Annotated in this window: 18 protein-coding genes and 2 pseudogenes; 18 read left to right on the forward strand and 2 right to left on the reverse strand. The window is 37.0% G+C overall.

The window, feature by feature from the left end; all coding sequences use genetic code 11:
• Positions 1 to 243: 243 nt before the first annotated feature.
• The 6 genes and pseudogenes from NQ550_RS00925 to NQ550_RS22335 form a co-directional block, all read left to right on the forward strand.
• Positions 244 to 420: a hypothetical protein gene (locus tag NQ550_RS00925; protein ID WP_197724766.1), complete on the forward strand. Its 177-nt coding sequence runs from the start codon at positions 244 to 246 to the stop codon at positions 418 to 420.
• Positions 421 to 547: 127 nt separating this feature from the next.
• Positions 548 to 1,408 carry a sce7726 family protein gene (locus NQ550_RS00930; RefSeq protein WP_008707128.1) on the forward strand — a complete coding sequence of 287 codons (861 nt, stop codon included), beginning with the start codon at positions 548 to 550 and terminating at the stop codon, positions 1,406 to 1,408.
• A gap of 1 nt (position 1,409) precedes the next feature.
• Positions 1,410 to 2,342, forward strand: coding sequence for a sce7725 family protein (locus NQ550_RS00935; RefSeq protein ID WP_008707126.1), 933 nt, complete (start codon positions 1,410 to 1,412; stop codon positions 2,340 to 2,342).
• Positions 2,343 to 2,344: 2 nt separating this feature from the next.
• Positions 2,345 to 3,427, forward strand: coding sequence for an RES family NAD+ phosphorylase (locus NQ550_RS00940; protein WP_008707124.1), 1,083 nt, complete (start codon positions 2,345 to 2,347; stop codon positions 3,425 to 3,427).
• A 113-nt stretch (positions 3,428 to 3,540) separates the two neighbouring features.
• Positions 3,541 to 5,076 carry a recombinase family protein gene (locus NQ550_RS00945; protein ID WP_025577897.1) on the forward strand — a complete coding sequence of 512 codons (1,536 nt, stop codon included), beginning with the start codon at positions 3,541 to 3,543 and terminating at the stop codon, positions 5,074 to 5,076.
• Positions 5,063 to 5,212 (forward strand): annotated as a pseudogene (locus NQ550_RS22335) (sporulation transcriptional regulator SpoIIID); the annotation flags it as partial. The gene NQ550_RS00945 and the pseudogene NQ550_RS22335, both read left to right, overlap by 14 nt.
• A 191-nt stretch (positions 5,213 to 5,403) precedes the next feature.
• Here NQ550_RS22335 and NQ550_RS00955 read toward each other — a convergent pair.
• Complete coding sequence (locus NQ550_RS00955) at positions 5,404 to 5,721, reverse strand: helix-turn-helix domain-containing protein (protein ID WP_008707119.1); 318 nt, start codon at positions 5,719 to 5,721, stop codon at positions 5,404 to 5,406.
• Between the two features lie 127 nt (positions 5,722 to 5,848).
• Between NQ550_RS00955 and NQ550_RS00960 the strand changes: the two genes are divergently transcribed.
• From NQ550_RS00960 to NQ550_RS01015, 12 genes and pseudogenes are all read left to right on the forward strand, one after another.
• On the forward strand, positions 5,849 to 6,223 hold the full coding sequence (locus tag NQ550_RS00960) for a hypothetical protein (protein WP_008707117.1): 375 nt from the start codon (positions 5,849 to 5,851) through the stop codon (positions 6,221 to 6,223).
• 586 nt (positions 6,224 to 6,809) lie between these two features.
• Positions 6,810 to 7,820 (forward strand): SPASM domain-containing protein, encoded by a 1,011-nt coding sequence (locus NQ550_RS00965; protein ID WP_242833543.1) that lies wholly within the window; start codon positions 6,810 to 6,812, stop codon positions 7,818 to 7,820.
• Positions 7,821 to 8,001: 181 nt separating this feature from the next.
• Complete coding sequence (locus NQ550_RS00970; RefSeq protein WP_025577894.1) at positions 8,002 to 8,838, forward strand: alpha/beta hydrolase; 837 nt, start codon at positions 8,002 to 8,004, stop codon at positions 8,836 to 8,838.
• Positions 8,839 to 9,343: 505 nt separating this feature from the next.
• Positions 9,344 to 10,597, forward strand: coding sequence for an ABC transporter substrate-binding protein (locus tag NQ550_RS00975; protein WP_025577891.1), 1,254 nt, complete (start codon positions 9,344 to 9,346; stop codon positions 10,595 to 10,597).
• Positions 10,598 to 10,649: 52 nt separating this feature from the next.
• Entirely contained in the window at positions 10,650 to 11,546 is an 897-nt protein-coding gene (locus tag NQ550_RS00980) for a carbohydrate ABC transporter permease (RefSeq protein WP_025577890.1), read from the forward strand.
• Positions 11,543 to 12,373 carry a carbohydrate ABC transporter permease gene (locus NQ550_RS00985; RefSeq protein ID WP_025577888.1) on the forward strand — a complete coding sequence of 277 codons (831 nt, stop codon included), beginning with the start codon at positions 11,543 to 11,545 and terminating at the stop codon, positions 12,371 to 12,373. Before NQ550_RS00980 ends, NQ550_RS00985 begins: the two co-directional genes overlap by 4 nt.
• A 27-nt stretch (positions 12,374 to 12,400) precedes the next feature.
• A pseudogene (locus NQ550_RS22340) lies at positions 12,401 to 12,487 on the forward strand (helix-turn-helix domain-containing protein); the annotation flags it as partial.
• Between the two features lie 144 nt (positions 12,488 to 12,631).
• Complete coding sequence (locus NQ550_RS00995) at positions 12,632 to 13,390, forward strand: substrate-binding domain-containing protein (protein ID WP_243880601.1); 759 nt, start codon at positions 12,632 to 12,634, stop codon at positions 13,388 to 13,390.
• Between the two features lie 50 nt (positions 13,391 to 13,440).
• Positions 13,441 to 14,958, forward strand: coding sequence for an arabinosylfuranosidase ArfA (gene arfA / locus NQ550_RS01000; RefSeq protein WP_025577886.1), 1,518 nt, complete (start codon positions 13,441 to 13,443; stop codon positions 14,956 to 14,958).
• 175 nt (positions 14,959 to 15,133) lie between these two features.
• Positions 15,134 to 16,636, forward strand: coding sequence for an alpha-N-arabinofuranosidase (locus NQ550_RS01005; protein ID WP_025577885.1), 1,503 nt, complete (start codon positions 15,134 to 15,136; stop codon positions 16,634 to 16,636).
• A 142-nt stretch (positions 16,637 to 16,778) separates the two neighbouring features.
• Positions 16,779 to 17,051 carry a DUF6171 family protein gene (locus tag NQ550_RS01010; RefSeq protein WP_008707104.1) on the forward strand — a complete coding sequence of 91 codons (273 nt, stop codon included), beginning with the start codon at positions 16,779 to 16,781 and terminating at the stop codon, positions 17,049 to 17,051.
• On the forward strand, positions 17,048 to 18,976 hold the full coding sequence (locus tag NQ550_RS01015) for a glycoside hydrolase family 127 protein (protein ID WP_025577883.1): 1,929 nt from the start codon (positions 17,048 to 17,050) through the stop codon (positions 18,974 to 18,976). The genes NQ550_RS01010 and NQ550_RS01015 overlap by 4 nt, the downstream gene beginning before the upstream one ends.
• A gap of 95 nt (positions 18,977 to 19,071) precedes the next feature.
• Here the strand turns inward: NQ550_RS01015 and NQ550_RS01020 are convergent, their stop codons facing one another.
• Positions 19,072 to 19,995, reverse strand: coding sequence for an ArsR/SmtB family transcription factor (locus NQ550_RS01020; RefSeq protein WP_025577882.1), 924 nt, complete (start codon positions 19,993 to 19,995; stop codon positions 19,072 to 19,074).
• Positions 19,996 to 20,052 lie beyond the last annotated feature (57 nt).

Genomic DNA, 20,052 nt, shown 5'->3' on the forward strand with positions numbered 1-20,052 from the left:
ACTTGTAGAATTTGTAAACAGTAAACAGATATATAAGAGTAATTTGGTATTGAGGAAAGAAAACTGAAAAAACAAAAAGAATTAGATTTTTTGGAGTTTGTTTACAGCGGTGGTTTACAACAGGGATGCCCCTTTGACCGGCATCTATTTAAGTTGAACAGGAATGGCATTTGGCAGGACTATTTCAAAAAACATTTTCATAGTTATGGACAAAGACATACGGGAGGAGGTGGAAATTCCGCTATGAAAAAGAGAAAACTTAATTATCGATTCCATAATCCAAACACTGCGGAAGTAACCGCCGACTATCTGTTAAAGATATTGATTGAAGCAAATGAAAGTAAGGTGGAACAGGCAATACAAGAAGCAGCGAATGAGCTTCCCGAGCAGATGAATGGTACAGAAGGGCACTCTACATAGGAATGTAGGGTGTCTTTTGAGCTGTGTGTGGAGAGAGGAATAAAAGTGTCATAAAGAAAAACAAGGGTAGATATAGACAAATAAATTTGATATAATTAACCTGATAAAGTATACGGAGGTGAAAAGTATGGAAAAGAACAAATTAAATATTTTGAATAAAATTTTTTCTCGTAGTACTTTTCGCAACTGTTTTGATAATGGATATGATAAAACATACAGTCAAGTTGTTAGAAGATACGTCGATAATGGTACAGGAAAGCAAAATTCAGAATTGATAAGTCAAATTTATAATGTATTAAGAGAAGGTTATAGAAACGAATATTATTATAAAAATACATTGTTGAATAAATTATTATTAGGCATACATAGTGTGAATACGACAACCGCATTAACGGAAATTCCTATTGCAAAGTCTAAAGCAGATTTTGTTTTGATTAATGGTAAAGCAGTTGTGTATGAAATAAAAACGGAATTGGATAATTTTGATAGATTGGAAAATCAAATAAATGATTATTATAAGGCATTTGATCATGTAGCGGTTGTTACTTGCAAAGAAAATCTTCAGGTATTGAAGAAAAAGATAGAAATGATTGGAAAACCTGTTGGTATTTACATTTTGCAAAAACGTGGAACTATAACAACAATACAAAAGCCACAGGCATATAGCGTAGAGTTAGATGCTGAAATTCTTTTTAAGATATTGAGAAAACAAGAATACGAAGAAATCCTTTTTAATAAATATAAACATTTGCCGGATGTTTCAGAATTTAAATACTATTCAGAGTGTAAAAAAATGTTTTTAGAGATACCATTAGAAGAAGCATATTTATCAGTTTTGAAGCTTTTAAAAAAGAGAAGTCAAATTATAAAAGACGAATTTAGTAAGATTCCTTATGAACTAAAATTTTTGGCATATTTTATGAATTTGAAATCTGATGATTATAAAAAGATAACGAAATTTTTGAATGAATCCTATGGAGGTGTGTAAAATGTATTTTCCGTATTTACGTGGAAGACAATTTGAGTTAATTGCTTTGCGAGAATTGCTGGAAGGAAAACGTATTAGCGAAAAAGTTATTCCGATAATAGAACCGGTGAAACCATCTTCAACATTATTAAAAACATTAGAAACATTTGTTAAAAATGATAGAGAAATTGCGGTAGTATTTAATCCAACAGTGGGGGATTTCGCAAAAAAGTTGAAGGAAATGCGTGAAGAAGATTCCAAGGTTGCTAATGAATTGTATGATTTACTAACCCAAAATGATAAAGTGATTAAGTCTTATATCATGGATCGTGGTATTTTATCTGAAATAAAAAGTGAAGCATCTAAGAATAAATATCTTATTATAAATTTGAATAGGGATTGCTTGGATGACTTTTTGGATGCATACGAAGATACATTACCACGATTTACGTTAATTCCGGATGATAGAGCTTTTAGACGAGTAATTCCAGATTCAAAAGTTTTATTTGAAGATAACTTTAATAAGCAATCCAGAAATATTGATTATATAGACAATCAGGATGAATTCTTTTCAGATAGTCATTTATATTATCAGAATGAAAATTATGTTGGATTTGCAGATTATTCTGTTGTTGGAGAAGAATTTAATGAATCAGGATTTGCTCCGGTTGCAGTAGCGATTCATGTTGTTTATTTTGATAAAAAAAAGGAATTGCGGATACATCATTTTGTTTCTGATTCAAATGAGGGAATCGAAGACCCGGGTGGAAAATTTGGTGAAGCACTGGAAAAATTAGTTTACTGGTGTGACGAAAATAATGTACAGAATACATTAGGTTTACAAGGGTTTTATGATTGTTATAGTTCTGGAAAATATCCAGGTTTAGGAACAGTTAAGAAATATTCTATTATGCATCATATTGAGTTGGTCAGCAATTTCTTGGGAGGAAAATAATAATGCAGATTGGATTAGAATGCTTTTTGGATGAGCAGCTCAGTTCAATGATTGCAAGTGAAAATCGACATGGTGATTGCGAAATCCAACATAAAACGGATTGTATTATTTATGATACGGAAGAAGATCATTATTTAGAAGAGTATCTGGAAGAAATTATGGATGCTTTTACGGTAGCTAAACATCTTAAAGTTGCCGAGTCAGATGTAAGGGCAGATTATTTAAAGAATTTTTTGAGTAAATGGAAAGTGTTTTCTGTTACAGGGGACGATATACAGCAGATCATTACAGCTATTTGTAGTGAACGGTATCAAGATGAACCAGAGTTATTTGACAAGAAGGTTACAATACGAGAATTCTTTTCGGCGGATACAATGGAACAACAATGTATCCTAAAAACTTATAATTGGGATGATTTTTGTTATAATATCAAGCATGTAAATAGATTTCATTCTCAGCAAGTTAATTTTGATCAATTAGAGAATTTGTTAAAAAACATGGTCATTGATATTCCGAAAGGTACTTTAAAATTATTTCGTTCAAGAATATGCGATGAGGATAGTTATACTTCTGGATATTCTACGAGAAAAATGGGAGTGCCACCAGTAGCATTAACAACGGCTGGACGAACAAATTCAGAAGGTATTCAATGCTTGTATCTGGCAGGTGATGAGGAAACCACCTTTCATGAAGTAAGAGCAAGGGATTATGATCATGTATCTGTCGGAGAGTTTATTCAAACAAAAGATTTGCGAATAGTGGATTTGAGTTTGTTTGATAAAATAGGTCCTTTTTCTATCCCTGATTTTGATATGACATGGTTTGCAATTAACATTGAAATCATTCGAAAAATTGGAGATGAGGTTGCAAAACCGATGCGACGATTTGACCGTGCATTGGATTATGTGCCAACGCAGTATATTTGTGATTATATCAAGCACTTAGGATATGATGGAATAAAATTTAAAAGTACGTTGGTTGATGGTGGAACAAATTATGCTATTTTTAATGAAAAGAAATTTGAATGTACGAATGTAAAGGTTGTTCAAATAGGAAACATTGATTATAATTGGAGTCCATTATAAGTATAAGGTTAAAGGCAAGGGAAAATGTGAAAGTTATCTCTTGCTTTTTTTACTTGTTTTGCTATAATAAAGTTGTAACAGAACGACTTAAATATAACAGAAAGGCACTGAATATGAATATAGCAGCTTACTGCCGTGTCTCCACTGATAAAGCCGACCAGCTCAACAGTCTGGAAGCTCAAAAGCAATTTTTCTCTGAGTACACCCAGCGTACTGGTGACAACTTAGTTAGATTATATGCAGATGAGGGTATTTCAGGCACGAAAATAAAAAATCGAAAAGAATTTTTACGCATGATGGCTGATGCTGAACATGGACTATTTGATATGGTAGTAGTAAAGGACATCTCTCGCTTTGCCAGAAATACTGTAGACCTTCTGCAGAATGTCCGCAAACTGAAAGCATTAGGAATCGAGACACAGTTTTTGACGGCCAACATGACCAGCATGGGAAACAGTGAATTTGTTCTGACAATCTTCGGTGCATTGGCGCAGGAAGAAAGTGCCAATACTTCAAAGCGTGTGAAATTCGGCAAGAAAATGAATGCTGAAAAAGGACGAGTTCCGAATATTGTGTACGGATATGATAAAACCATTGGAGATTACTTTAATTTGGCAATCAACGAGGAAGAAGCAGCTGTTATCAGGCAGATTTATAAATGGTATATCGAAGAAGGATATGGTGCCGCCAAGATTGCAAACATGCTGAATGCGAAAGGTATCCGAACAAAGCGTAATTGTCAGTGGAGCCAGAATGCGACGTGCCGGATTTTAACGAATGAACTTTATACCGGAAAAATTATCAACGGCAAGCAGGAAGTAGCTGACTTCCTGACTGGACAGAGAACGGAAAAAGACGAGACGGAGTGGATGGTAACAGAACGTCCGGAACTGCGGATTATTGAGCCGGAAATGTATGAAAAGGCACAGGAGATTTTGGAGTGCAGAAGCAAGACTTTTAAATTAACAAAGGAACGGCAGAGCAATAAGTATTTGTTTTCTACTCTGATTAAATGTAAGGAATGTGGCTGGTCATTTCGACGAACTGTTCGTACTTATAAGAATACTTATATTCGCTGGGTATGTTCCGGTCATAATGGACGTGGGGCGGATAGCTGCCCGAATGCTCAGACAGTGGACGAGGAAGAGTTGATTGAAGTTCTGTCCGAATACTTTTCCGAGCTGCTGAAAGCAAAGAAAAATGTAATTCGTCACGTAACAGGCGAATTCCAGAGGGTTTACAAAGCCAAGGATGAGAACCTGAATTACGAAAAGGAATTGAACGCACAGCTTCACAAGCTTAAAAAAATGCGTCAGAAATACATGGATATGTACACCGATGACCTCATTACACGTGAGGAACTGAATGAAAAAATCGGCGGCACAAAACAGGAAATCGAGCGTCTGGAGAATGAGTTGAAAATGGTTGCTTATCACCTGACAAAAGGTGAACAACTGGAAACAATCTTGAATCGCACGTTTAAAGAGATTGAAGATATTTCCGATGTTCACCAGATGACCAATGCACAGCTTAAACGGATTATCCAGAAAATTGAAGTAGACAAGGATGGTAACGTAGATATTTACTTACGAATCTTCGGTGATTTAGGCTTAGATGAAACCGTTCTAATTAGTGACAACCAAACATAAGGACTGCACTGACCGTCTCAGTCAGCTCAATCCGGGACTGGCATGTGAAGTGAGACAGGTTCTGGATGTGAACAAGCAGGAGCGGCATATCAGAGGTGGGCTCGCTACAAGAGAAAAATATTTACATCAGCATTAGAGCGTGTCTGAAAAATCATTCCCACAAATTTTGACGTATATCTTGCGAAAAGCCTTTTTCAAACATGCTCTAAGGGAGTAAAAGAAGCTACTGTCGGATATGACAGTAGCTTCTTTTACAGGTATTTTTACTGCTGATTTTTGTTTTACATAGTATATAATGAAAAGCATATTGTTTGGGTTTGTAAAAAATTATTTGCTCCAGATTTCAAGCGTTTTTAATAATTTTTCTTTTGTTTCAACATCTAATTTTATAATATTCTGATATAGCTTTCTGTCAATGGCAGTTTCTGAATATTCTGGATCCAGTTCACCAACAAGTGAATCCAGAGAACATCCGGTTAAACGGGCGTAGTAGGTTAGTATACGTAGTGACATGGCAGTACGGTTATTCTCAACATTGCTGATATATCCAGGAGTAACGCCAAGAGAATCGGCAACCTGATTTTGAGTTAGTCCCATTTTTTGACGAAGATTTTTGATAAGTGAACCATAATTTTCTGTTTCCATAGAGGAGGGCTCCTTTTAGTATAGTATTTTTAACAAAATTATATAATAAATAGTTATTGCAATAAAGCTACTAATAGAATACAATATATACAATAAATATATAATAAATATACAAGGAGAACTGAAAATGAAAATAAGGATGGATTTTGTAACAAATTCAAGTAGCAGTAGCTTTATTTTAGCCAGAAATGAGAGATTAAATGAGAAACAAAAAGATAAGATTATTGAGTATGTAGAAAAAACTTTTCTGGGTAAACGGATATTGACACCGGAGAGTACAGAGGAAGAAATTCAAAAAATACTTGACGAAAATGTTTTTGGAGAGGAAGAAAGGGATGCGGTAAGGAAAGCTTTACATGACGGTAAAATGATATATAGTGATTGTGTATGCTTTGAGGACTGTCTTTATAATTATGAGTCAGTGTATGAAGATATATGGGAAATCATGCAGGAAAACAGTGACGGAGATTTTGAAGAAATAGATGGTGATCTGTCGTACTAAAGGTGACAAAATGAAAATTAGAAAATATAAGAATTTTGTATCCTGTTTTAATGAAAGAACTGGTGAATATTTTAGAACCGGGATTATAAAGAATGGAGTAGACACAGGGACAGATCCATTTATGGCACCCTTTCCGGAACTTTTAGATGTGGGAATCATGGGACATTGTATACATGGGAAAAGAGGATTGTGTATGGCTGCGGGTGTAGAATGTTACCAAAATGGTATGTATTCAAATCTGCAAAATATGTCTCTGGCGAATTTTGAAAAAATTGCAAAACAATGCGGCGGAAAAGTCTATCAGTTTGCTCTTGGGGGGTGTGGTGATCCGGATCAGCATGAAGACTTTAAAAACATTTTAAAGATATGCAGAGAGTATGAAATAACACCTAATTTTACAACATCTGGTTTAGGTATGACAAAAGAACTTGCACAATTATGTAAGGAGTATTGCGGTGCAGTTGCTGTCAGCTGGTATGGCGGTGATTATACAGTCAATGCAATAGAATTGTTAATAAAGGCAGGAGTGAAGACCAACATTCATTATGTATTACATAATGAATCTATAAAAGAAGCAATGTACAGAATGAAAGAAGGAAAATTTCCCAAGGGGATTAATGCGGTAATTTTTCTGCTTCATAAGCCGGTAGGATTAGGTACCAGAGAAAAAGTGATTAGTGTAAACAATGAAGAATATATCCAATTTATAAAATATATCTCTGAAGAAAAACTGGAATATAAAGTTGGATTTGATTCTTGTACAGTACCTGCATTTGCAAATCATCCTGGAAAGATAGATACAGACAGTCTTGATACATGTGAAGGTGCAAGGTGGTCAGCGTATATTACACCGGATATGAAAATGTTGCCCTGCAGTTTTGATAATCAGGAACAACGCTGGGCTGTTGATTTAAATGTGTATACAATTCAGGAAGCCTGGGATAGCGCAGAATTTGACCAATTTCGAGAAAAATTCAGAAATGCCTGTCCGGGTTGTGAGAAAAGAAATCTTTGTATGGGAGGCTGCCCGATAAGACCGGAAATAGTGTTGTGCAGTAATAAACAATCTTTTGAGCAGGATATTCTTATTACTAAAGATATGAATGAGAAAAGGCTGGTTGTAATTCCTCATGTACTTTTTAAAGGAAAAAGAAATGTTCCATGGAAAGAAGTAGAAAAATATCTTATTCGATATGTGGGAAAAATATTCGAAGTGGCTGAGACAGAAGATTTTATTTGTATTGATAAAATATTTTCAGATGAATATACAGGATCAGTGTATACGCGAAAATTGAAAGGTGCATTACCAAAGGTAAAAGCTAATATGTCTCAAGGAATTCCCCAAATGATAGAAATTGCTACTGAAAAGAGATGGAAAGAAGATTTCGAAAATAAGCACAAGAAAAAAGCCGGAAATGGCTGGTTTCGATATAGTACACGATTTGCTCTACCTGTTATGAATGAAAAAGGTGATATTTTGGATTACAATGTATATCAGGCGGTGCTAATAGTAAGATATGCAGCGGATAAAAAATTGTATTTGTACGATATACAAAACATTAAAAAAGAAACGAGATACCCATCCTGGACTGAATAGTCAGATAGTCAGAAACCCATTTCTTTGAATAGATTATAATATATTGTTTATGGAAATGCAAGGGGAAAAATAGTACTGAGAAAAGAAGCTACTGTCGGATATGGCAGTAGCTTTTTTCAGGTGTTTTTTGTATAATAAAATGCTGTAAAGGCTTTGCAAAAACATAAGGGAGGATAAGAAGATGGCATTAATGGAAGTGAACTTCTTTTCAAAAGCACTGATGCGTCCGGTAACGATGAATGTAATCTTGCCGGTTGATAAAGTGTTTTTTGGAGAAGAAACAGAAGAAGAGAACAAACCGTTTAAGACTTTGTATTTGCTTCACGGAGTAATGGGGAATTACACAGACTGGGTAACAGGAACATGTATTAAGCGATGGGCAGAGGAAAAGAATCTGGCAGTAGTTATGCCATCTGGAGCAAATATGTTCTATATGGATCATCCGAATGCAAATGAAAACTACAGTGAATTTATCGGAAAAGAGCTTGTAAAGATTACACGAAGAATGTTTCCGTTATCTCACAAAAAAGAAGATACATTTATTGCCGGGTTATCCATGGGAGGATACGGTGCGATCCGAAATGGTCTGAAATACCATGACACATTCGGATACATCGCAGGTCTTTCTTCTGCTATGATTCTTGAAAAAATGAGGACAGCAGATGACAGTTCTCCTATGTTCTTTGAGAAAAAAAGCTTTCTGGAGAATGTATTTGGAGATCTGTCCCGGATCAAAGACTGTGAGATCAATCCGGAATGGATTGCCGAAAATATGAAAAAAGATGGAATCCCATTTCCGCATATGTACCTTGCCTGTGGACTGGACGATCCGCTTCTTCCTCCGAACCGTAAGTTCAGAGATACCATGCAGAAACTGGGTGTGGATGTAACTTACGAGGAAGGTCCGGGAGCACATGAGTGGGATTTCTGGAATCGTTATATTAAGAGAGTTCTGGACTGGCTGCCTCTTGATAAGGATAGCAAGGAAGGGATGAACAGCGGGAACGTAGGATTGTAAATTACAGAACATATTTTATTAAAATCTCTGAGGTTACAATAATCTCAGAGATTTTTTGCCAGAAATATTTTAGTATGGGTAAAATAACTGTGAACATAAAAATATACAAAAAAGCAAAGATAAAAATATATAAAATACCGAAAAAATAAAATTGTATTGACAATAATATGTGAAAGATATAATATATTTCATGTAGAGTACACGGGTACGCAAAGCAAAAACATACATATAATGAAGAAAGCGAAAACCTATGTGCTGGAAAATATGTATTTGAACAAAAAATACCCCACATAACTTCACCTGCTACCAACAAATGGAGAAATACATGGGATATTTTATGGAAAATAATTTTATCACAAGTCTAAATATTTGTAAATAAATTTTCCTGACAGAACTTATGCATATTTTCGTAACTCATATGACTGGAACTGAAAAATGTTTATCCAGTTAAAAATTAGTAAAGCAGATTTTATATAACTGCGTAATTAAACAGGAGGTACGAATAATGAAAAAAAGGTTACTTAGTGGTTTACTTTGTGGAACACTAACAATGTCTCTTCTTGGAGGGACTGCAATACCAGTATTGGCAGATGATGATCAGACAATCACAATGTGGACAGTATTTACTGGATCAGATGGAGATATCCTGAGAGAAATTGTCAAAGATTACAATGAGAGTAACGAAGATGGGATTAAAGTTGATATTGATATCATGGATGGAAGTACTCTTCAGGCAAAACTTCCTACAGCAATATCTACCAATACAGCTCCGGATTTTGTTTTGATGGGAATTGAATATATTTATCAATATGCAAATAATGATATGATTATACCATTGGATGATTTCTGGGAAAAAACCGGATTGGATGAAAGCAACTATTTGGAAAATGTTGTGGACAAATCAAAAGTAGATGGAACTTTATATGGTGTTCCGATGCAGTATAATCTTCAGTATCTCTATTATAATAAAGATTTATTTGAGGAGGCAGGGCTTGATCCAGAACAGCCACCGACAACAATGGAAGAATTAGCAGAAGATGCAAAGAAATTGACGAATCCGGATAAAAATCAGTATGGTATTGGTTTTCCTACAGACTATGCATCCTATTGTGAATATTTATGGTCAAATGGTGGAGATGTAGTAAGTGAAGATGGAAAAGAAAATAATCTGAATTCGGAAGCTAATATTAAGACCTTGGAATGGATTCAAGATTTAGTTTTGAACGAAAATGTTTCTCCTCAGGGGTTAAAAGCTGCTGATGCAGATACCATGTTTCAGTCAGGACAGTTGGCAATGTATACCAGTGGACCATGGAATATTAATGGATTAAAACAGTTGGGGGTTAATTTCGGAATTACTGCAATTCCATCGGGTTCAGATGGAGCTTATGCCCCTGAAGGCGGTTGTGCATATATGATTCCAAAAAGCGTAGATGATTCCAAGAAGGATGCGATTTATAAATGGATGGCATATTGGCTTTCTGACGATGTATTAAAAGAATGGTCTACAAGAAATGGATTTCCGGTATGGTCTAATTCACTGCTGGAAGATGAAGATATTAAATCTGATGAGATCTTAACAGATGTATCCGATGCATCTAAGATTGGACGTAACTGGCATCTGAATCTTGACTGGGGAAGTCAAATTGATCAGAATGTTATGCAGCCTATGATGGAACAGATATTATCAGGAACCGATGTATCTGAGGCGCTTCAGACAGCGTCAGATACTTTAGATGGTATTATTGCAGAAAAGTAGAATTCAAGAGCTGTTGCAGTAATGCAATAGCTCTTTTTATAGGAGAGCGAATATGAAAAATAGAAATAAATATCATGCTCAAAGTCAGAAACAAGCATATCTTTTTCTGGCACCGTCTATGTTAATACTTACAGTTTTTGTCTTTATTCCTCTGATTGGTGCACTGGTGATCAGTGTTATGAATATTGACATTTATATGAACAATATTTCTTTTGCAGGATTTGGAAATTATTTAAAAATGTTTCATGATAGCAGAATAGGAAATGCTACATTTAATTCATTTTATTTTGCACTGGCAGAAGTACCTCTTCAGGTTTTTATGGCATTATTAATGCTTATGTTGATGATAAAAAATAATCGTTTTCATAAGTTTCTAAGAACAGTATTTTATCTTCCATATGTATGCTCAATGACAGCGATTAGTATCATGTGGTCAATGCTGTTAAATACAAATTATGGTATGTTACCATATTTATTTAAACAAATTGGTGTTGACTTTCCAAATGTTCTTACAAGTACTACATGGGCAATGCCAGTAGTGATTCTTATTACAGTATGGAAAAACTTTGGATATACACTTACTCTTTTATCTGCTGCGGCACTGGGAGTATCAAATTCTTTATACGAGGCTGCTGAAATGGATGGAGCTACAGGATTTCAGAAATTTATATATGTAACGATTCCTGGAATCAAACAGACTATTAATTTTTGTATTGTTACAACACTGATTACCGCTCTTCAGGTTTTTGATCAGGTATATGTTATGACTAAAGGCGGTCCATTGTATAAAACGGAAACACTTGTAAGTTATATTTATAATCAGGGATTCCAGGTGGCTCCTTATGATTTAGGATATGCGTCTTCTATTGCTGTATATCTGTTCCTTATGGTCGCTATTATTACCTTTGTTCTCAGAAGATTTGTATTAAACAGGGGGACAGAAGAATGAAAATAAAGAAAATAAAAGTAAATGAAATAGTAGGAACTGCAGTTACAGTTTTAATTGCTGTGTTGATTTTATTTCCTTTGATCTGGTTGTTGGTTTCATCTTTTAAATCAGACGCAGATGTAATTAAATGGCCGCCAATATTTTTTCCAACACAATGGTTGACGGCACAATATAAATATGTAGTAGATGCAATTCCTATTTTATCCATGCTGAAAAATACAGTTGTTTTTTCAGTAGGAGTAACTGTAGTCAGTCTGTTTTTTGACTCGATGGCAGCCTATGCATTTTCAAGGATGCATTTTAAAGGAAAGAATCTTATTTTTGGAATTATTCTTCTCACAATGATGGTTCCTTTCCAGATTATTATGATTCCTCTTTACATTGAAGAATATAAATTTAAAATTCTTGACACTTATTTGGGATTGATTTTACCAAGAGCCTCTAGTGCATATGGAATTTTTATGTTAACATCATTTTTTGAGAACATTCCTAAATCACTGGATGAAGCGGCAAGAATTGATGGTATGAAGGAAAAACAGATTTATAGCAGAATCATATTACCGCTTGCCAAACCGGCATTTATAACTCTTGGAATTTATCATTTTATGAATAACTGGAATGATCTGATTTATCCAATGATGCTCACCAGTTCTGTAGAGAAGAGAACACTATCAGCAGGACTTGCAATTCTTGTGGGAAGTAATTCCATTAAGTATGGACCAACGCTTGCAGCAACTGTAATATCTATTGCACCATTAATGATACTATTTCTGTTTTGCCAGAGATTTTTTATGGAAGGAATTGCTACATCTGGAATGAAGGAATAAATTAACACAGGTTGAAAGGGAAAAATTATGGGGATTACAACAAAAGAAATAGCAAAAATATGTGGAGTATCCAGAACTACTGTACACAGAGCTTTAAATAATACAGGACGTATCAGTGAAAAAACAAAAAGGATGATATTGGAAACTGCTGAGAAAAATGGATATCGTCCAGATCTTTTGGCTACAGGGCTGGCAAAGGGAAAGACATATTATATTGGTGTTGTTGTAATGGATGTTAATAACCGTTATTTTTCTCAGATGTTAAGTGCATTAGAGATAGAAGCCAGAGAAAGAGGATATTTTATTAATATTACTCTTCACCAGAATGACAAGGAAATAGAAAAAGAACAGCTTTGTAAACTTGCAGATTATCATGTAGATGGCATTATACTGTCTTCGGTTAATAAAGGAGAAGAATATAAAAAATTTATAGAGAGCCTAAACATTCCAGTGGTTACGATTGATAATAAAATCGCAGATAAGATACCATTTGTAACAGTAAATGGAAGAAGTGCAATTTCAAAAGCTGTTTGTGAAATAGCGGAATCTGGATATGAAAAAGTAATATTTGTATGTCCTCCTTTGGCTGAAAAGAATCTGGAGAATATATATGTACATGAAGAAAGAACTGCGGGTTTTAAAGAAGCGGTAAAAAAAATTCATGGGCTGGAATATGTGATTATTGGAAACTGGGATTATCAGAAACAAGCAAAAAAAGAGTTAGAAAAAAGTGAGAAAAAAACAGCATTTTTATGTACCGGGGACATGTTTGCTTTAAATCTTATACGTATGTTTGAAAAAAATGGAAAACGTGCTGGTCAGGATTATGGAATCATGGGATATGATAATATTGATTTTTTGGAATATGTAACTCCTCGTCTGACAACGATAGATAATCACGTGGAAAAGGTCGCGGAAGAAGCATTTAACTTACTACTTCAGCTCATGGAGAACAAAAATGTTGCAGAAACAGAGAGAATTTTGGAAACAGTGACAGTACAGGGAGAAACGATATAATTAAGTGAATATATTGTAGAGGCTCCTGAAGTCTGTCTATAAGGAGAATTATGAAACATATAATTATTACAGTAAATAGTAAATTTAAAAAAAGCGAGATAGACAGCAGAATTTATAGTTCGTTTGTAGAACATATGGGAAGAGTGGTTTATACAGGCATATATGAACCAAATCATCCAACAGCAGATAAGGATGGATTTCGTCAGGATGTATTGGAAAAAGTAAAAGAGTTAGGAATTACAATGGTGCGCTATCCTGGTGGAAATTTTGTTTCTAATTATGACTGGAAAGATGGAGTAGGTCCCAAGGAAGAAAGACCTAAGCGCCTGGAACTGGCATGGCGTGCTGTTGAAACCAATGAAGTTGGAATCAATGAATTTATGAGATGGGCAAAAAAAGCAGGAGTAGAGCCGATATGTGCTGTAAATCTGGGAACAAAAGGAATTGAAAATGCAGCTTCCTTTTTAGAATATTGTAACATGCCTGCAGGAACGATGTACAGCGATATGCGGGTAAAACATGGTGTTTCGGAACCATATAAAGTAAAATTGTGGTGTCTTGGAAATGAAATGGATGGAGACTGGCAGATTGGACATAAGACAGCAGATGAGTATGGGAGACTTGCAGAAGAAACTGCAAAAGCAATGAAATTAATTGACGAAAATATAGAATTGGTTGTCTGCGGAAGTGCAAAATCAGATATGCCGACATATCCTGAATGGGAAGCTACAGTACTGGAACATGTATATGAAAATGTTGATTATCTGGCATTACATCAATATTATGGTGGACAGGAAATGGGAACAGCCGATTTTCTTGCTCAATCTGTAGATCTGGATTGTTATATTGACACAGTTAGTGGCGTTTGTGACTACATAAAAGCAAAGAAACGTTCAGAAAAAACGATGTATATTAGTGTCGATGAGTGGGGAGTGTGGGCGCCAGAAGGAAAAGTAGCTCATCCGGAAATAGAAGAAAAACCATGGCAGATAGCTCCTCATTTGAGTGAACAGGTATACACAATGGAAGACTCACTACTATTCGCAAGTATGCTGATGAGTTTTGTCCGTCATAGCGACAGAGTAAAAGTTGCCTGCCAATCTCTTTTAACTAATATCAGTGCAACGATTATGACTGAAAAAGGTGGAGAAGTATGGGTACAGCCTGTATTTTATCCTTTTTCTTATATGTCAAAATATGCAAGAGGAACAGTGATGGAAGAAGTATATGAAGGTCCTTCCTATGACTGCAGCATTGCAAAAAATGTTCCATATGTGGATACAGTAACGGTATATAATGAAGAATTAGGTGAGATTGCAATTTTTGCAGTCAATAGAGCAGAAGAAACTGTATCTGTTTCAGAAGAACTTCAGGGGTTTGTATTAGAGGAAATAGCAGAACAGTTATATATGACTTCTGGAAATCGCAAAGATACAAACTTAGAGAATCATGACAAAATAAAACCGTATGAGATAAATAATGCTGAGATAGCAGGGGATAATCTTAACTTTGAAATTGAACCGCTGTCATGGAATATGATAAGAGTGAAAGTAAAAAACAAAAATTAATAAATTTATAAGAGACTGGCGCACTAGGAAATTATTAAAGCGAGAGTCTCTTTTTTTCTGTAAAAACATATTGAATGTCATGTGGAAGTTGTGTATAATGAAAGTACAAAATAAGGTATATTATTTTAGATAAAAGTAAAATAAAAACTCAAAATCATAAACTGTGGAGGTAAAAATGACTAAGCTTGTAATCAATCCATCAAAGAAACAGAGCAAAATCAACAAAGAGATTTACGGACATTTCTCAGAGCATCTGGGAAGATGTATCTACGAAGGAATCTATGTAGGGGAAGATTCTCCGATCCCGAACAAGAACGGAATGCGTACAGATGTAGTAGAAGCATTGAAGCACATTAGAATCCCGGTACTTCGCTGGCCAGGGGGATGTTTCGCAGATGAATACCACTGGAAAGATGGTATCGGACCAAAGGAAACACGTAAAAAAATGATCAACACACACTGGGGCGGTGTAGTAGAGGATAACAGCTTTGGTACACATGAATTTTTTGAACTCTGTGAGCAGCTTGGCTGCGAAGCTTATGTTAATGGTAACCTGGGAAGCGGAACAGTTCAGGAAATGTCTGAATGGGTAGAATATATCACATTCGAGGGTGTTTCTCCGATGGCTGACCTCCGTAAGAAAAACGGACATGAGAAACCATGGAAACTGGATTTCTTTGGAGTTGGAAATGAGAACTGGGGATGTGGCGGAAATATGAATCCTGACTTCTATGCAAATGAATACCGCCGTTATCAGACTTATGTCCGCAATTATCATCCGGATCACCCAATCCACAAAGTCTGCTGTGGTGCCAATGTAGATGATTATGAATGGACATCTGAAGTATTAAAGACTACACATAATCATTGCCTGAAAGAACTTCACGGAAATATGGATGGTCTTTCTCTTCATTATTATGTACATCCGGAAGGATGGGAGATCAAGGGAAGTGCTACAGATTTTGATGATAAGGTATGGTATAAGAGTCTGAATAAAGCGCTCTTTATGGAAACTCTGATCGAGCGTCACGGACATATCATGGACGAATATGATCCAGAGAAAAAAATCGGCATGATCGTTGATGAATGGGGTGCATGGTACACAGTAGAACCGGGAACAAACCCGGGATTCCTGTATCAGCAGAACACAATGAGAGATGCCCTGATCGCAGGTATCACTTTGAATATCTTTAACAAACACAGCGACAGAGTAAAGATGGCAAACCTTGCGCAGATCGTAAATGTGCTTCAGTCCGTTATCCTTACAGATGGTGCTGATATGATCCTGACACCAACCTATCATGTATTTGATATGTACAAATATCATCAGGATGCAATGCTTGTAGACAGTTCTATCGAAACAGAAACCATCGGTGTGGAAGAAGAGTGGCAGGTACCGAACCTGACAGAATCTGTATCTGTAGCAGAAGACGGAGCTGTACATATCACATTGACAAACCTGTCTCTGGATAAAGATTATGAGATCAGAACTATCCTTACAGACTATCAGGTAAATGAAGTCAAAGGTGAGATTGTACACGGCGAAATGCACGAAATGAACACCTTCGAAACACCGGACCAGGTACGTGTAAAAGAATTTAACGAAGTAGAAAAAACAGCAGAAGGAATCAAATTTACAATTCCTAAATGCAGTGTTCTTCATCTGGAAGTAAGATAATTACAGTATTTTTAAAGATAAAGAGTTTCGTATAAATGAAAGATTAATAAACTTTACAGATTCACAGAAAATGCCGCTTCTGACAAAACAGGCAGGTATTTTCTGTGAACATTTATAATGGAAACAAAAAGGAGACTAAGGTATGAACGGGAAGCTGCGTGTGTGCAGAAAATGTCTGCCCGGACAGAAGAATGAAGAGGCTTTTTATGAGGATCTGTCACGCTATATTCAGCGTATGGATGAAGAACTGAAAGTAGATCAGCAGACATATGAGAAAAGGCTTGGCATATGCAGCTCCTGTGAACGATTGATGAGTGGGATGTGCAGGCTCTGCGGATGCTTTGTGGAACTGCGGGCTGTACAGAAGGTGCGAAAATGTCCGGATCTGCCGGCAAAATGGGAGGCGCAGAAATGAAAGACGGTTTAAAAGAAGGGTTATTAAATAAGGTAAAAGTAACGGATAAATTCTGGCGAGGATATCAGGAACTGGTAATGGATACAGTGATTCCTTATCAGGAGAAAATATTAAATGATGAGATTCCGGGAGTGGAAAAGAGCCATGCACTGGCAAACTTCCGTATTGCAGCAGGACTGGAAGAGGGTGAGTTTTACGGAATGGTTTTCCAGGACAGCGATGTTGCCAAATGGCTGGAAGGCGTGGCGTATGCACTGGAAGTCCGCCCGGATACTGAACTGGAAGAACGTGCAGATAAGGTTATTGAAATTATTGAAAAAGCGCAGCAGGATGACGGTTATCTGAATACTTTTTTCACGATCAAAGAGCCGGAACACCGCTGGCAGAACTTACAGGAATGCCATGAATTATACTGTGCCGGACATATGATGGAAGCAGCGGCGGCTTATTATGAGGTGACTGGAAAAGACCGTCTGCTTCATGTGATGGAGCGTATGGCAGAACATATCGAGAAACGTTTCGGAACAGAAGAAGGCAAAGAACCGGGCATCCCAGGACATCAGGAAATTGAGCTAGGGCTTCTGCGTCTCTATGAAGTAACCGGAAAAGAAAACTACAAAGATCTTGCCAGATATTTCATCGAACAGCGTGGAAAAGATCCGGATTACTTTGTCAAAGAAAAAGAAAAAAGAGGCTGGGTTCACTTCGATATGGATGTGAATAACAGAGAATACAATCAGGCACATGCTACTGTCTATGAGCAGAAAGAAGCAGTAGGACATAGTGTCCGTGCAGTTTATATGTACACTGCCATGGCAGAACTGGCTTCCATTTACAAAGATGAAAAACTCTATCAGGCATGCTGTGATCTCTGGGAGAACATGATTCAGAAGAGAATGTATATCACCGGAGGAATTGGCAGTACCGTAGACGGAGAGGCATTTACCATTGATTATGATCTGCCGAATGACACCGTTTATGCGGAAACCTGCGCATCTATCGGGCTGGTATTTTTTGCAAGAAAGATGCTTGATAATGTGATGGATGGACGCTATGCAGATGTGATGGAACGTGCACTTTATAATGGGATCATCAGCGGAATGCAGCTTGACGGAAAGCGGTTTTTCTATGTAAATCCACTGGAAACAGAACCTGGAGTCAGCGGGAAATTATACGGATATAAGCATGTTCTGCCGGAGCGTCCGGGCTGGTATACATGTGCATGCTGTCCTCCCAATGTAGTCCGTCTGCTGATGTCTCTTGGTAAATATCTGTGGAGTGAGACAGAAGATGGAGTTTATTCTCATATCCCGGCAGGTACAGAAGCACACTTTGATAAGATGGATGTAACTGTAGAGAGCAACTATCCGTGGGATGGCAGAGTGATCTATCATGTAACTGGAAAAACAGAGAAAGAAACCATTCTGGGAATCCATATCCCATCCTGGGTACGCCCGGGTTCTGTTCAGGTGCGTATAAATGGAAAAGTGAAAGATATCACTGCAGATGTGGAAAAGGGATATCTGATCCTTAAGAGAGTGTGGGAAAATGATGAAGTAGAACTTGTTTTCCCGATGAAGATCCGCAAGATTTATGCAAACCTTAAAGTAAGAGAAGATGCCGGCTGTGTAGCGTTTATGCGCGGGCCGTTTGTTTACTGTTTTGAGGGTGTGGATAATCCGGGTCTGCTTCAGTCTTACCACATCTTTGAAGATGCAAAGATGGAAGAGGAAGTCTGCAAAGAGGGCCTGCTGGAAGGCTGCGTCCTGCTTAAGATCAAAGCACGTAAGCTGGAGACAGTGGGAGATTCTCTGTACAGTGAAGTTGCACCGGTGAGAACGCTGACAACACTGACAGCAGTGCCGTATTACACATGGGGCAACCGCGGAGAAAACCAGATGAGAGTCTGGATGCGTGGGGAATAACCGGAAGATCAGAGGGAATATAAAATAAAAGCAAGGAACTATGTGGCAAAACACATCGGTTCCTTGCTTTTACTGTTTTCAGATATTCTGTAAAATTATACATTTGGAGTATAATGCACTTTCACATTAATATCCTGATTATAGTTTCCGAAATCTTTTCCGAAGAGTGTCAGACCGCCGATATTCGGAGATGGTTCATCCACCTGGAAACGGAATACCATATCATCCTGAGAGGTAAAAGTGAGCTGCTGTGTATTCACATCAGAGATCTTTAATCCATCGATAAAAGTACCGTGACGGTCAATGACAAGCATCTTCAGCAGACCATACTGATTCCAGTTCGGGAACCACCAGTCGGGGGTGAACATACCGTGGACATCACCGAAATCTCCGGGGCTTGTCCAGCTTCCGACCTTTGTATTATTCAGGAAAAAGGAAATATCAGAAGGCCAGTCACTGTTGACTCCGGGAGCTTCTGAACTGATTTCAAATGAGAGTGTCAGCCGGTCAATCTTCTGTCCCGGAGGCAGCATATTTGGAATGCGGTAATCAATAAATCCCCGTCCAAACCATAAAATCTTTGCATCTACATGGCTCGGATGAGCAAAATAACGAGGATCATCTACCTCACCGATGAGATTATCGGTAGTAGACAGCCCACAGGTCGGATAAACAGAATAATTAAAGTAGTTGCCAATCGGAATGTCAATAGAGTAACTGTCTTCGGCCGGGCTGTCATTGTTAGAGGCAATATCAACCAGGATCTTGTCAACATTAATGCGGCAGACCTTCTGGTTTCCGTGGCCGGAATGCTCTGGAAGAATTGCGAGAATTCCGGCTTCTTCGAGTTTTTTTACATGGCTGGTCAGGGCACCGTTGGTAATCCCCAGACTGGAAGCCAGTTCATTCATATTCATTTCCTGATGCTCAAGGAGAGTCTGGATCAGCCGTATGCGGATGTCAGAACCAAGAGCTTTGAAGACAGGGACCGCCTGCTCCAGACTTTTAATATATAACATAACGGATTTCCCTTTCTGTTAAAAATGATTTTACAGCGTTTACGGTAGATTATAACG

The organism is Blautia wexlerae DSM 19850 (assembly GCF_025148125.1).
In the GTDB taxonomy this organism is placed as follows: Bacteria; Bacillota; Clostridia; order Lachnospirales; family Lachnospiraceae; genus Blautia_A; species Blautia_A wexlerae.

Bases quoted from the DNA above. Each gene is read 5' to 3' on its own strand.
- NQ550_RS01010 (WP_008707104.1), top strand. From the start codon at position 16,779: ATGAACGGGAAGCTGCGTGTGTGCAGAAAATGTCTGCCCGGACAGAAG.
- NQ550_RS01020 (WP_025577882.1), bottom strand. From the start codon at position 19,995: ATGTTATATATTAAAAGTCTGGAGCAGGCGGTCCCTGTCTTCAAAGCT.
- NQ550_RS00925 (WP_197724766.1), top strand. From the start codon at position 244: ATGAAAAAGAGAAAACTTAATTATCGATTCCATAATCCAAACACTGCG.
- NQ550_RS00930 (WP_008707128.1), top strand. From the start codon at position 548: ATGGAAAAGAACAAATTAAATATTTTGAATAAAATTTTTTCTCGTAGT.
- NQ550_RS00960 (WP_008707117.1), top strand. From the start codon at position 5,849: ATGAAAATAAGGATGGATTTTGTAACAAATTCAAGTAGCAGTAGCTTT.
- NQ550_RS00940 (WP_008707124.1), top strand. From the start codon at position 2,345: ATGCAGATTGGATTAGAATGCTTTTTGGATGAGCAGCTCAGTTCAATG.
- NQ550_RS00975 (WP_025577891.1), top strand. From the start codon at position 9,344: ATGAAAAAAAGGTTACTTAGTGGTTTACTTTGTGGAACACTAACAATG.
- arfA (WP_025577886.1), top strand. From the start codon at position 13,441: ATGAAACATATAATTATTACAGTAAATAGTAAATTTAAAAAAAGCGAG.
- NQ550_RS00995 (WP_243880601.1), top strand. From the start codon at position 12,632: ATGTTAAGTGCATTAGAGATAGAAGCCAGAGAAAGAGGATATTTTATT.
- NQ550_RS00945 (WP_025577897.1), top strand. From the start codon at position 3,541: ATGAATATAGCAGCTTACTGCCGTGTCTCCACTGATAAAGCCGACCAG.
- NQ550_RS01005 (WP_025577885.1), top strand. From the start codon at position 15,134: ATGACTAAGCTTGTAATCAATCCATCAAAGAAACAGAGCAAAATCAAC.
- NQ550_RS00985 (WP_025577888.1), top strand. From the start codon at position 11,543: ATGAAAATAAAGAAAATAAAAGTAAATGAAATAGTAGGAACTGCAGTT.
- NQ550_RS01015 (WP_025577883.1), top strand. From the start codon at position 17,048: ATGAAAGACGGTTTAAAAGAAGGGTTATTAAATAAGGTAAAAGTAACG.
- NQ550_RS00980 (WP_025577890.1), top strand. From the start codon at position 10,650: ATGAAAAATAGAAATAAATATCATGCTCAAAGTCAGAAACAAGCATAT.
- NQ550_RS00970 (WP_025577894.1), top strand. From the start codon at position 8,002: ATGGCATTAATGGAAGTGAACTTCTTTTCAAAAGCACTGATGCGTCCG.
- NQ550_RS00955 (WP_008707119.1), bottom strand. From the start codon at position 5,721: ATGGAAACAGAAAATTATGGTTCACTTATCAAAAATCTTCGTCAAAAA.
- NQ550_RS00935 (WP_008707126.1), top strand. From the start codon at position 1,410: ATGTATTTTCCGTATTTACGTGGAAGACAATTTGAGTTAATTGCTTTG.
- NQ550_RS00965 (WP_242833543.1), top strand. From the start codon at position 6,810: ATGAAAGAAGGAAAATTTCCCAAGGGGATTAATGCGGTAATTTTTCTG.